General features: G+C 39.7%; 8 protein-coding genes. 7 read left to right on the top strand and 1 reads right to left on the bottom strand.

Annotated features, from left to right (window positions below; all coding sequences use genetic code 11):
* The first annotated feature begins 27 nt into the window (after positions 1-27).
* The 5 genes from H6G92_RS01410 (at position 28) to H6G92_RS01430 (ending at position 11550) form a co-directional block, all read left to right on the top strand.
* Complete coding sequence (locus H6G92_RS01410) at positions 28-8532, top strand: non-ribosomal peptide synthetase (protein WP_190889964.1); 8505 nt, start codon at positions 28-30, stop codon at positions 8530-8532.
* Between the two features lie 272 nt (positions 8533-8804).
* Positions 8805-9059, top strand: coding sequence for a SemiSWEET transporter (locus H6G92_RS01415; RefSeq protein ID WP_190889967.1), 255 nt, complete (start codon positions 8805-8807; stop codon positions 9057-9059).
* Positions 9060-9234: 175 nt separating this feature from the next.
* On the top strand, positions 9235-10881 hold the full coding sequence (locus tag H6G92_RS01420; RefSeq protein WP_190889969.1) for a B12-binding domain-containing radical SAM protein: 1647 nt from the start codon (positions 9235-9237) through the stop codon (positions 10879-10881).
* Between the two features lie 11 nt (positions 10882-10892).
* Complete coding sequence (locus tag H6G92_RS01425) at positions 10893-11081, top strand: CPXCG motif-containing cysteine-rich protein (protein ID WP_012411100.1); 189 nt, start codon at positions 10893-10895, stop codon at positions 11079-11081.
* 19 nt (positions 11082-11100) lie between these two features.
* Complete coding sequence (locus H6G92_RS01430; protein WP_190889972.1) at positions 11101-11550, top strand: SRPBCC family protein; 450 nt, start codon at positions 11101-11103, stop codon at positions 11548-11550.
* A 22-nt stretch (positions 11551-11572) separates the two neighbouring features.
* Here the strand turns inward: H6G92_RS01430 and H6G92_RS01435 are convergent, their stop codons facing one another.
* Positions 11573-12391, bottom strand: a complete 819-nt coding sequence (locus H6G92_RS01435) for an SDR family NAD(P)-dependent oxidoreductase (protein ID WP_190889976.1) — start codon at positions 12389-12391, stop codon at positions 11573-11575.
* Positions 12392-12725: 334 nt separating this feature from the next.
* On the opposite strand from H6G92_RS01435, the gene H6G92_RS01440 reads away from it, so the two are divergent.
* Positions 12726-12917, top strand: coding sequence for a chlorophyll a/b-binding protein (locus H6G92_RS01440; protein ID WP_190889978.1), 192 nt, complete (start codon positions 12726-12728; stop codon positions 12915-12917).
* 325 nt (positions 12918-13242) lie between these two features.
* Positions 13243-14004 carry a beta-carotene ketolase CrtW gene (gene crtW, locus H6G92_RS01445; protein ID WP_190889980.1) on the top strand — a complete coding sequence of 254 codons (762 nt, stop codon included), beginning with the start codon at positions 13243-13245 and terminating at the stop codon, positions 14002-14004.
* Positions 14005-14041 lie beyond the last annotated feature (37 nt).

The following is a 14041-nucleotide window of genomic DNA, read 5'->3' on the forward strand; positions in this document are numbered from 1 at the left end:
AATAGACTGATTTTATTTATATATATTATGATGAATTCAGAAATCAATGATATTGAACTTTTAGAATTACTTCTAGAAGAGGAAGGAATCGAACTAGAAAAAGACCAGTTTTTGATTCCGCGTCGCAGTCTTACCCAAGCACCCGCTTCTTTTCAACAAAGACGGTTGTGGTTTCTTTATGAATTAGAACCTACATCTTCTGCTTATAATATTTGTTCTGTATTCAGTCTACATGGAAATTTACAGGTAGAGGCTTTGCAGGAAGCTTTTAAACAATTGCAGCAGCGACATGAAAGCCTGCGAACCACATTTATAGTAATTGATGGGGAACCTTGGCAACAGATTCACCCAGATTATTTAGCTGAAGTTGTATTAGAAGATTGGAGCGATAAAACAACAGATGCTGAAAAACAAATCTTGAGAATAGGGCATTCTGAAGCTGAATATGCCTTTGATTTAGAAACAGGGCCATTGGTGCGATCGCGCCTTTTTCGGCTAGCATCAAAACAATACATACTCACCCTAACTCTTCATCATACCATTGCTGATGCTTGGTCAATTGGCGTTTTTTTACAAGAAATTGCTGCTCTTTACCAATTGGCTATTCAAAAAGATAAAACAGCACTCCCAGATTTAAAAATTCAATACGCTGATTATGCCTTATGGCAACAAGAAAGATTTAACCATTTAGCTTTGCAAGATAGTCTTGCTTATTGGGAGAAACAACTAGCAGAATTACCAGTTTTGCAATTTCCCATTGATTTTACCAGACCCCGCCTCCAATCATTTCGGGGAGATTTGGTGAAATTTTCTCTACCAATTTCCCTCACAAATGCTATTCGTACCTTCAGCCAAAAAGAAGGTGCCACTTTATTTATGACCCTGATGGGTGCTTTCCAGGCTCTTTTAGCGCGTTACACCGGACAAGAGGATATACCAGTCGGTACTTCCATCGCCAATCGTCCGGGAATCGATGCTGAAAAACTCATTGGTTTTTTCGTCAATATGTTGGTGATTCGCACCGATTTATCAGACGAACCTAGTTTTTGCAAGCTGCTAAATAGAGTCAGAGAAACAGTACTAGAGGCTTTTGAACATACCGAAGTACCATTTGAAACTTTAGTAGACCGCTTGCATCTTGAACGGGATACCAGCCGCAATCCCTTATTCCAAATTGCGTTTACTTTATTAAATGCACCCAAGCCGCAATTTAGTACAGGTGATTTAGAAGTTTCCATATTAGCAACTCAAGAAGCGGCTCGTTTTGATTTAGAGTTGTTCATTACCGAAAGCGAAAAACAGCTAAATGGAGTTTTATCCTACAACATAGATTTATTCAAAAGAGAAACTGTAGAAAGATTTGCGCGTCATTTTTGCCAACTTCTAGAAAATTTAATAGCGCAACCTGATACACCCGTAAGCCGCTTACCTTTTCTGCTGACTGAAGAATTATCTCAATTAGTTCCAGCGACACCTCGCCAAACTTTTCCCGTGCAATTTTGTTTGCATGAAATATTTAGTCAACAAGCAAAGTTGCGTCCCCAGCAAACAGCGTTAATATTTGAAAATGAAACCCTGACATACTCACAATTAAATCATCGCGCTAACCAATTAGCACATCATTTAATTAATCTTGGTGTCAAACCAGAATCACGAGTGGGACTGTGGCTATCGCGTTCTTTGGATTTGGTCGCTTCTATTTTGGCGATTCTGAAAGTGGGTGGGGTTTATGTTCCCTTCGATCCCGATTATCCGAGCGATCGCATCGCTTATATGATTGAAGATAGTCAAGTTGCAGTTTTGCTTACCCACACCCAATTTAAAGAGCAAATTCCATCTCACCAAGCTACTGTTATATTTATTGATAATTGCGAAGCTGAACTAGCAAAACTACAAACAACAGAACCAAAAGTTTTAGTTCAGCCAGATAACGCAGCTTATATTATTTACACCTCCGGTTCCACAGGAAAACCCAAAGGAGTTGTTGTCACCCATCGTCATGTTGTGCGTTTAATGTTGGCTACTGAAAAATGGTTCAACTTTAACGCCAAAGATGTGTGGACGCTCTTTCATTCCTGCGCCTTTGATTTCTCCGTTGGGGAAATTTGGGGCGCTCTTTTCTTTGGTGGTCGTTTAATAATTGTACCTTATTTAGTAAGTCGTTCTCCCGAAGAATTTTATAACTTGCTTTGTGATGCTAAAGTCACAGTTTTAAACCAAACGCCTTCAGCATTTAGACAATTAATGCAAGCAGAAGAAATACTTTGTCGAGAAGGAGAACTAGAATTACGCTATGTAATTTTTGGTGGAGAAGCGCTTGATTTAGCAAGTCTAGAACCTTGGTTTGAACGCCATGATGATCAGCTTCCGTTACTAGTAAATATGTACGGAATTACGGAAACCACCGTTCACGTTACCTACCGTCCGATTCGCTTAAGGGATGTAAAACAACGCCTTGGTAGTTTAATTGGTAAACCGATTCCTGATCTCTCTCTATATATTTTAGATCGTCACTGCCAACCCGTTCCTATTGGGGTAGTTGGTGAAATGTATGTTGGTGGTGCGGGTGTAACTCGCGGTTATTTTAACCGTCCGCAATTAACCGCAGAACGGATGATTCCCAATCCGTTTAACAATTTAAAACCAGAACGCCTCTACAAAACTGGTGATTTAGCTCGTTTTCTTGAGAACGGCGAAATTGAATATATAGGACGTAACGACCATCAAGTTAAAATTCGTGGCTTTCGCATCGAATTGGGGGAAATTGAAGGAGTTATCAAACGTCATCCAGGGGTGCGCGATGCTTTAGTAATTGTCCGGGAAGAAAGCAAAGAAGATGTGAGAATAGCCGCTTACATAGTTCCCAAAGATCAAATTTCAGACTATGAAACTTTGAAGCAGGAACAAACCCAAGAATGGCAATATACCTTTAACGAAACCTATCGTCATAATGAAACTGAAGCCAACGAATCCTTTAACATCACTGGTTGGAATAGTAGTTATGATAATCAACCCATTCCCGCCGCCGATATGCGTCAATGGCTAAATAATACCCTGGCGCGAATCCAAGCACTCAAACCCCAAAGGGTTCTAGAAATTGGCTGTGGTACGGGGATGATTTTATTGAATATTGCTACTCAGGTAAAATCCTATTGGGGAACTGATTTTTCCCAGGAAGCAATTAGCCGATTGACAAATATTATTCAAAATCGCTCGTGGAATCATATAAATTTATTGACGCGAGAAGCCACTGATTTTTCGCAAATTCCTGATGTTGAGTTCGATACTATTATTATTAATTCTGTAGCTCAATATTTTCCATCTATTGAGTATTTACAGCAGGTAATTGCAGGCGCGTTGCAAATATTAGCACCGGGAGGAAGTCTGTTTATTGGTGATAATCGGAATTTACAGCTTTTAAATTATTTTCATACCAGCATTGCTTTTTGTCAAGCTGATGACAATACAAATAGGGAAACTTTTAAAATCCAAGTTCGACGGCTAGCAGAAACAGAAAATGAATTAGTACTTGATCCAACTTTCTTCGTGAATCTGACTAAAGTTTTCCCCAATTTAGAGGCGGTAGAAGTTCACCTAAAAGAGGAAACTAGCCACAACGAACTAACTAAATATCGTTATGATGTCGTCTTACACAAGTTAGGTAATTCACCAAATAATGTTATAGAACCTATTTGGAAAAATTGGGAAGCAGCTTTGCAATTAGAGGATTTACGTCAGGAAATTATTAAATCAGGTGCAATTGGTTGGCGTGGAATTCCCAATGCACGTTTAATTAAAGATGAAACAGTTTTACAGTGGTTGGAAGGAAATGATAGAAAAAATACAATTGGCAATTTACGCGAATCCATCGATAAAATTAACTTAAACCAAGCAATTGATCCAGCAGATTTATCTGCTCTAGCTAAAGATATAGGTTGTCAATTAACTATTAGCCACTCTCCAGATTTGAGTCCAATTTATTTTGACGTTTGCTTCTATCCAAAAACAGATGGAAAACGCCGCTCTCCAGTAATGCCAATTAATAGTATAGTCCCTACTCAAGCTACTAATTATTACTGGATTGATCCGCTCAAAGGACGTTTTGCAAAAACGCTAATTTCCCAGTTAAAAGAACAGGTACGGGAAGAATTACCAGAATATATGCGTCCGTCTTCCTTTGTGCTTCTAGAAAGCTTCCCGATGACTCCCAGTGGTAAACTGGATTGGCGTGCTTTACCTGCACCAGAGCGAGATTTAGCACTTAGTAAACAAGCCTTTGTTCAAGCCACAACTCCCACCCAAGCAAGACTATGCACCCTCTGGCTTGATGTGCTAGGTATTGATACCATCAGCGTAACAGACGATTTCTTCCACTTAGGAGGACATTCTCTTTTAGCAACTAAGTTAGTTTCTCGGATTCGTGAAGAATTTAATTTAGCCTTACCGTTAAGAAAAGTTTTTGAACATTCAACGATCGCAGGTTTAGCTGAGGAAATTGAGCGCTTGGCTGTGGTGAGCGATTCTACAAGTACCCTTCAAGATATTATTCCACAAATTGCCCACCGAGAAAACTTGCCGCTTTCTTTTTCTCAAGCACGACTCTGGTTTTTAGATTGGTTAGAACCGAATAATCCTGCTTACAATATTGCGATCGCTTTTCGTTTGGATGGAGATTTAAATCAAGAGGCGTTACACCGCAGTTTACAAGAAATCATTCAACGTCATGAAGTATTACGCACAACTTTTGAGACTAAGGACGGAGTTGCTGTACAAGTTATTCATGAATCTGATGAAGTGCCATTGACGCTGATAAATCTGAGCCATTTAGAGCCGGAAAAGCAGGAAGAAGCAGTTAAAAAATCAATTAGAGAAGCAATTATTTCTCCCTTCAATCTTCGTACACTGCCTTTATTGCGCGTCCATCTCTATCAGTTAAATGAGGACGTTCATGTTTTTGTCTTGGTAATACACCATATTATTTCTGATGGTTGGTCATTGGGTTTAATGATTAAGGAATTATCCTTATCTTATGCAGCATTTTGCCAGGGTGATGCATCGCCTTTATCACCTTTATCTTTACAATATGGTGAATTTGCCCGTTGGCAACGAACAACTTTTGAGCAAACCCAACTACCTGCACAACTGGCTTATTGGAAAGCAAAACTTGGTGGAAAAATCGAAACTTTAGAGCTACCGACTGATTTTCCTCGTCCTGCGATCGCACGTTATCAAGGCGCTACTGTATCTTTTACGATTAACACAGAAGTAGGCGATCGCTTGCAGAAGTTATGCGAATCTCAAGGTGCTACCCTGTTCATGGGATTGTTAGGCGTATTTAGCACCCTGTTAATGCGTTATTCGGGACAGCAGGATTTATTAATTGGTACGCCCATTGCTAACCGAAATCGTAAACAAATTGAAGAACTAATTGGCTTTTTTGTCAATACTTTAGTTATCAGAACCGATTTAACTGGCAATCCTGATTTTAATACATTACTGTTGCGAATCAAAGAAGAAACGCTGCAAGCTTATGCCCATCAGGATGTACCCTTAGAAAAGATTGTTGAAGAACTACATCCAGAAAGAAATCTCAGTCATCATCCCTTATTCCAGGTGATGTTTGTGTTACAAAATGCCCCGATGGGCAACTTGGAACTACCTAATTTGAGCCTTATTCCCTTGGAATTGGAACAGGTGACCGCTAAGTTTGATTTAACTCTATTAATGATAGAGACAGAAGCAGGAATTCAGGGAACATGGGAATATAGAACCGATTTATTTGATGTAACAACAATTAACCGGATGGTGGGTCATTTTCAAACCTTGCTAGAAAGTATTGTTGCTAATCCCAAACAGCGAATTACACAATTACCTCTACTAACAGCAACTGAGCAAAATCAATTATTGGTAAATTGGAATCAGACTCAAGTTGAGTATCCCCAAGATAAGTGCCTTCACCAATTATTTGAATTGCAGGTAGAGAAGACCCCAGATGCAATAGCTGTGGTGTTTGAAAACGAAAATATGACTTATGAGGAGTTGAATAGACAGGCGAATAAATTGGCGCATTATCTGCATTCAGTAGGGGTAAAATCAGATGTACTAGTTGGTATTTGCGTTGAGCGATCGCTAGAAATGGTAATTGCGTTATTAGGTATTCTTAAAGCTGGTGGCGCTTATGTCCCCATCGATTCAGCTTATCCCCAAGAGCGGATAAATTTCATCCTAGAAGATGCTCAGACACCAGTCTTATTAACTCAACAAAAACTACTAGAAAAAGTTGGTGTTCAAGACAATATACAGCTTATTTGTTTAGATACTGACTGGGAAATTATTACCCAACAAAGTGCAGAAAACCCAGTTAATGAAGTAGTAGCGGAAAACTTAGCCTATACCATTTACACATCTGGTTCCACAGGTAAGCCCAAGGGAGTAATGATCTCTCACCGTGCTATTTGCAATCATATGTTTTGGATACAAGCAAAATTTCCCATGACGGAAGCAGACAAACTGCTCCAGAAAACTCCCTTAAGTTTCGATCCTTCTGTCTGGGAATTATATGCACCATTGTTAGTAGGCGCACAGTTGGTTATAGCTCGTCCAGGAGGTCATCAGGATAGTGCTTATCTAATTAAAATCATTAATGAACAAAAAATTACTTTTGTTCAATTTGTTCCATCGTTACTACAAATGATCTTAGAACAAGGAGGAATTGAAACTTGTAATTCTCTAAAACACGTCTTCTGTGGAGGTGAAACTTTACCAGTTTCTCTGCAAGAAGGTTTGTTTAGTAAACTAAATATCAACTTTCACAATCTCTATGGCCCAACTGAAGTTTGTATCAATACAACCTTCTCAACTTGTCAGCCTGGAATTAATCAAAAAATTGTTCCAATTGGTCGCCCAATTTCTAACAACCAAATTTATATTCTCGATCAGAATTTACAACCCGTTCCTATTGGTGTTCCTGGCGAACTGCACATTGGCGGCGCTGGACTGGCGCGGGGTTATTTAAACCGTTCAGAGTTAACCGCCGAAAAATTTATTCCCAATCCTTTTAATAGTTCAAAATCAGAACGTCTCTATAAAACAGGTGACTTAGCACGTTATCTCCCTGATAGCAATATTGAATTTTTGGGGCGTATTGATAACCAGGTAAAAATTCGCGGTTTACGCATAGAATTAGGAGAAATTGAAGCAGTATTAAATCAGCATCCAGATGTCCTCAATGCGGTGGTGATTACTTGTGCAGATTCAGTAGGAAGTCAATGCCTAGTTGCATACATTGTCTCCTCAATTGAGAAACTTAACTCTGTAAATCAGCTACGTACTTTCCTGAAAGAAAAACTGCCTGAATACATGGTGCCAGCACACTTTGTCATATTAGATTCTCTACCTTTAACACCTAATGGCAAAGTTGACAGAAAGGCACTATCTGCACTTAATTTTGAAAGGAATATCGACTCCAGCCAACAAATTCCTCCTCGGACCGCGTTAGAGCATAAATTAGTCCAAATTTGGCAAGAAATACTGCAAGTTAGCCCTATTGGTGTTACTGAAAACTTCTTTGACTTGGGCGGTCATTCGCTCTTAGCTATTCGGTTAATAGCAACAATTGAACAACGTTTAGGATTCAATCTACCTGTTGTTACTTTATTCCGGGAAGGTACGATAGAGAAGATGGCAGCTTTGCTAGAACAAGAGCGGTCAAGTAGTGATTTAGATGTTCTAGTTCCTTTACAAACTAAGGGTGATTTACCCCCTTTATTTTTTGTACATCAAGCAGGCGGCTATGCTCTTTCCTACTCTGTACTTGCTCAAGCTTTGGGTCAAGAACGTCCAGTTTATGCACTTCAGGCAAAAGGTTTAGATGGGAAACAACCGCCTTTAGATACTATCGAAGCAATGGCTGCTAGTTACCTAAAAGCAATTCGAGAAATCCTGCCTCTTGGGCCTTATTTGCTAGGTGGTCACTCTTTGGGAGGACTCATTGCTTTTGAAATGGCTTCCCAATTGGAAGCTGGGGGAGAACAGGTTGAGCATCTGTTAATTATCGATACTCATCCGCCATTGTCAACTCCTGAAATTGAGACTTCTCTTGAAGATGAGGCTGCTATTCTTTGCTTTATTGTTGAGCAAATAGGACTGCATTTTAATACAACTGTAAGTGTTAATTATGACGAACTTTCGATTCTAGATAAAGCGGCTCAATTTGATTATGTGCTGCAACTGTTGCAACACTATGAACTCATTCCTCCTGATTCAGGACGCAGTATAATTTTCGGCTTACTCAATGTTTACAAAGCTAATTTGCAGGCAAGTCTGCGTTATCAACCACAACCCATTAAAGCTGGCATATCACTATTCAAAACTTCATCATTATCAGAAAATTTTCCAGATGATCCTACTGTAGCTTGGGGGCAATTAACTAAAGGTCGAGTATGCGTTTGTTGCGTAACTGGTGAACATGAAACGGTTTTAAAAGAACCTCATATCAGAAAAATTGCAGCAGAAATTTTAGAGATATTATAACCCAATACTAGGGCTATTTACTTCTATAGGGACTCTTTTTACTAGTCGCCTTTAAGCCGATGACGAAAATTATAAAAGAGCAAAATATAGTAACTTGTGAGAGTAGAAAAAGTTATTAGCATGATCATTGTGTGTTACTGCATGCAGTAAAAAATAATGATTTCCTAAAAAAAGAAAATGCCGTTAAAACATAACATGCCAATCGTATTTTTCTGTAATGCAAGACTTACTAAGGCGTTACACTACAAATGAATTGATATGGTTGCATTGCAATGGATTTTCTGACAATTCTAGGATTAGCTGCTGCTACACTCACTACAATCGCCTTCTTGCCACAGATGTTTCAAACTTGGCAAACTAAATCAGCAAAAGATGTTTCTTTCGTCATGCTGATTACATTTATGAGCGGTCTTTTTTTGTGGTTAATCTACGGAATTTATCTCCAAGCCTTGCCAATTATTCTTGCTAATAGCGTGACATTGTTTTTTAACTTGATAATTCTATGGCTTAAAATTAAATATAGATAAAGAAGCCCCGGCGACTAGAAATCGCGGCTACACAAATTCTCGTCAGCTTGGGCGGGCTAAAATGAAACCCACGTTGGCGTAGCCTCTCGTAGAGAAGAGAACTAAAACTGGTTTTCGCCTGTGTAGGCGCGAATTCTATGAAACTGTATTATTCAAACATCCCTAAAAAACACCTGTGACATCATCTGTATTTACCTCTGAACGCCTTCTTTTCACCCCCGCTAACCCAAACACCGACGCTATTCCCATCATTTTTGCCTTTCCCAATGAATATAGTGTAGGTATCACTAGCCTCGGCTATCAGGTGGTGTGGGCAACCTTGGCAATGCGTGATGATGTGCAGGTGAGTCGCCTGTTTACAGATACTCACGAACAACTCCCCAGAACACCGGAAATTGTGGGATTTTCCATTTCCTGGGAACTGGATTATGTGAATATTCTAAATTTGCTGGAATCCTTGGATATTCCGATTCTGGCAACCTCTCGTGATGATTCTCATCCGATAATTTTTGGCGGTGGCCCAGTTCTCACTGCTAACCCCGAACCTTTTGCAGATTTTTTTGATGTCGTTTTACTGGGGGATGGCGAAAACCTACTGGGAAATTTCATTGAGGCGTACAAAGAAATAAGAAATGCTTCTAGACAAACTCAACTAAAAAGACTTGCACAAGTCCCAGGAATTTATATTCCCAGTTTGTATGAGGTGGAATATCACAGCATAGATGGTGCAGTAAAGTCAATTAAACCAATTCTCCCCGAAATTCCCGCAGTGGTACAAAAGCAAACTTATCGGGGAAATACTCTATCAGCATCGACTGTAGTCACCGAAAAAGCTGCATGGGAAAATATTTACATGGTGGAAGTGGTGAGAAGTTGTCCCGAAATGTGCCGCTTCTGTTTGGCGAGTTATCTCACACTGCCTTTTAGGACAGCTAGTCTTGAAAGTTCATTAATTCCAGCCATTGAAAAAGGTTTACAAGTCACAAATCGCCTAGGATTATTGGGCGCTTCTGTAACTCAGCATCCAGAATTTGAGACTTTACTGGATTATATTAGTCAGCCAAAGTACGATGATGTCCGTCTCAGTATTGCCTCAGTGCGAACCAATACCGTAACAGTCCAGTTAGCAGAAACTTTGACGAAACGAGACACGCGATCGCTTACCATTGCTGTAGAGAGTGGTTCCGAAAAAATCCGCCAAATCATTAATAAAAAGCTGCATAACGACGAAATTATCCAAGCGGCGATAAATGCCAAAGCTGGCGGATTAAAAAGCTTGAAACTCTACGGAATGGCAGGAATTCCCGGTGAGGAACCAGAAGATTTAGAACAAACTGTGGCGATGATGCGTAATATCAAAAAAGCTGCGCCGGGATTGCGGTTAACATACGGATGCAGCACCTTTGTACCGAAAGCACACACACCATTTCAATGGTTTGGGGTGAATCGTCAAGCAGAAAAGCGGTTGCAGTTTTTGCAAAAACAGCTAAAACCACAGGGGATAGAGTTTCGCCCAGAAAGCTATAATTGGTCGATTATACAAGCTTTATTGTCGAGAGGCGATCGCAGGCTCTCCCAACTTCTCCAGCTTACTCGTGACTTTGGCGACTCCTTGGGTAGCTACAAACGTGCTTTCAAACAACTCAAAGGACAAATTCCCGATTTAGATTTCTACGTCCACGCCGAGTGGTCAACAGAGCAAGTTTTACCTTGGAGCCACTTGCAAGGGCCTCTGCCACAGTCTACACTACTAAAGCATTTGGCTGATGCTCAGAGTTATATCAACTCATCTCCAAAAGAATTACAGCCATTGAATTCATAGCTGAAAACTTGATGCAAAACACAGCTGAGTATTACTGCGCCTATTGCGGCGAACCGAACTTAACTTTTATTGATTTGAGTGCAGGAGGACAGCAATCTTATGTAGAAGATTGTCAAGTTTGCTGTAACCCAAATATTTTGTATGTGCGGGTTGATGAAGATACCCTAGATATCGAGATTGATACAGAATCCGAAAGTTGAATTTTAGGTTTTTCTTTCCATGCTGCACTTTAAACATTCCTCAGTAATAAATGCGCCGCCAGAAGTAGTTTGGAAATTTCACGAAAGGCCAGATATTTTGCAACTCCTGAATCCACCTTGGCAGCCAGTCCAAGTGGTTCGTCGTGAGGGAGGGCTAAATGTGGGCGCTATCACAGAATTTCGCCTGTTTCTCGGCCCATTACCCCTAACTTGGTTAGCGCGTCATACTGAATGTGAAAAATATCGCCTGTTTACCGACGAACAGATATCTGGCCCCTTTGAGTCTTGGGTACATCGCCATGAATTTGAACCGGAAGCTGGCAAAACTAGGCTAACTGATGCAATCTCCTTCTCTATGCCTGGCGGAGGAACAGTTGAATTTGTCAGTGGTTGGTTAGTGCAAGCGCAACTAGAAGCTATGTTTCGCTATCGCCACTATGTAACGAAACGAGAATGTGAATCACAATAGCAGAATGTGCTGGGAGCAAAAATTAATTATCCTGATTTTTCAACCCTTGCCGCGAAACCCACTTTATCAAACCAGGAAACAAGCGATACAAAGCTTGCGAGAAATTCGCCGAACCAACCATCACTTCTGACTTCTTATTCTTTACTGCATCCCAGATAGCATTTGCCACATCTTCAGGCTTCTCTACCACCGGATTTTTCAGCACACTCTCAAGCTGTCCACGACGAGCTTGAGCATCTTGCTCATCTTTGCCCCGAAAAACTGCCCGTTCCATTAAAGTACTCTTAATTAAATTCGGATAAATCCCACAAACATGAATCCCTTTTGGTTGTAGTTCTGCTTGTAGAGCTTCCGTCAAACCTGTCACGCCAAACTTACTAGTACAGTAGGGAACCAAATAAGCTGTTGGCACCTTACCGCCGATGGAACTTAAATTAACTATAGTTCCACTTCCCCGCTGGAGGAAATGAGGTAGAAGGGCATTAATTGTGTGGATATATCCCCATAAATTAGTGTCTATAATTTGATGCCAATCACTCAGAGAAAACTGCTCTACTGGCCCCGATGCAAAGATGCCCGCATTGTTTATCAGCACATCAATATAACCATAATTTTCTAATGCCTTTTGCACTAATGTGTTTACCTGAGATGGGTCAGTGACATCGCAAGTAACCGTTAATGGTGCTGCACGACCAATGCTTTGCAACTCCTGCGCTAAGGCTTCTAAGCGGTCAGCATGACGAGCTGCAATTACAAGGTCATATCCTTGCCGAGAAAATAAAATAGCTGTCGCTTTACCAATACCTTCAGAAGCGCCTGTAATCAGTACTGTAGGAGCCATACTCATACTATATATAAGTTTGAAAATTATTATTTGCTATTTTTTATTTTGGGCAATAATACTCCAGAAACCTTCTAACTTTCGTTAGATTTTTTATCATATCCAAAATAGTTTTTTAGTGATATTACAGGTATTCATTCGCAGAGCTTTAGTAAAAATATCTCTACTCTATACGCCAGCTATTATTAAACTTTTGTTAGATAAGTATTTCCTAAACCACCTTAAAATCTCATTCTTTAGAGTTGCTTCTACTTTGGAACTAGAGACAGATAGCGCTAAATGGGTATTTTAAGTAATATGAACAATGTAATTAACTTCTTAAGGAAACTTAACAATGGCACTTTATCCTAGTGATAAAACTGAAACCGCATACAATGGCAAAGACCGCAATGCTGCTGAACTTGGGCTAACTCCTCAGTCTGAACTTTGGAACGGTCGCTTGGCTATGATCGGTTTTCTTGCTTACTTACTTTGGGATCTCAATGGTTACAGCGTAGTGCGGGACGTACTTCACCTCATTTCCTAAACTCCCCGCTAATTATTGAGTATCTTTCTTGCAGCCTTAGATTGTATCCCAAGTATCAAACAAAAGGCACTGGTTATACTAAATACCAATTTAACCAGTGTCCTCACTTGTATCACCCAACCTTTCAACCGAAAACAGTTTTTACAATAGCAGCTGCGTGTGTAATACTAGTTAAAGTATCTTAATATTTCTACATATTTTTGAGCATTGGCATTGTCCAGTGTAAAAGATTGACCACTAACACAGTTTCCCGGCTAGTAGTTAGTTGTTTTTGTAATCACTATATTTTTGGAATTTTCTTTTGAATGCTAGGCGGAGTAAAAGTGTGATCGAGTTAGAACAACCACCCAGTCATCAAACAAAACTGACCCCAGTAGTGAAAAGTAAATCTCAGTTTAAAGGACTTTTCATTGCTATTGTCATTGTTAGCGTATGGGCCATTAGCCTGAGTTTATTACTTTCCCTTGATATCTCCAAGTTAAAATTGTGGGTGTTATTGCCTGTTCTACTATGGCAAACATTTTTATATACGGGATTATTTATTACATCTCATGATGCCATGCATGGAGTAGTATTTCCCCAGAATACTAAAATTAATCATCTTATTGGGACATTAACCCTATCTATTTATGGTCTTTTGCCCTATAAAAAATTATTGAAAAAACATTGGGTACATCACCACAATCCAGCAAGTCAAATAGACCCAGATTTTCATAATGGGAAACACAAAAATTTCTTTGCTTGGTATTTTCATTTTATGAAGGGTTACTGGAGTTGGGGACAAATAATTGCGTTGACTATTATTTATAACTTTGCTAAGTACATACTCCATATACCAAGTGATAATCTAAATTACTTTTGGGTGTTCCCCTCGCTTTTAAGTTCATTACAATTATTTTATTTTGGGACTTTTTTACCTCATAGTGAACCAATAGGGGGTTATGTTCAGCCTCATTGTTCGCAAACAATTAGCCGTCCAATTTGGTGGTCATTTATCACGTGCTATCATTTCGGCTACCACGAAGAACATCACGAATATCCCCATGTTCCTTGGTGGCAGTTACCAGAAATTTACATAACAAAATAGTGTTTATCTCATGACTATCACTGAGTTTGCAAGCTAG

Origin of the sequence: Nostoc foliaceum FACHB-393 (assembly GCF_014698505.1) — a bacterium.
Lineage (GTDB): Bacteria > Cyanobacteriota > Cyanobacteriia > Cyanobacteriales > Nostocaceae > Nostoc > Nostoc foliaceum_A.

Coding starts and splice junctions, on each gene's coding strand:
- H6G92_RS01440 (WP_190889978.1), top strand. CDS start 12,726: ATGGCACTTTATCCTAGTGATAAAACTGAAACCGCATACAATGGCAAA.
- H6G92_RS01435 (WP_190889976.1), bottom strand. CDS start 12,391: ATGGCTCCTACAGTACTGATTACAGGCGCTTCTGAAGGTATTGGTAAA.
- H6G92_RS01425 (WP_012411100.1), top strand. CDS start 10,893: ATGCAAAACACAGCTGAGTATTACTGCGCCTATTGCGGCGAACCGAAC.
- H6G92_RS01430 (WP_190889972.1), top strand. CDS start 11,101: ATGCTGCACTTTAAACATTCCTCAGTAATAAATGCGCCGCCAGAAGTA.
- H6G92_RS01410 (WP_190889964.1), top strand. CDS start 28: ATGATGAATTCAGAAATCAATGATATTGAACTTTTAGAATTACTTCTA.
- H6G92_RS01415 (WP_190889967.1), top strand. CDS start 8,805: ATGGATTTTCTGACAATTCTAGGATTAGCTGCTGCTACACTCACTACA.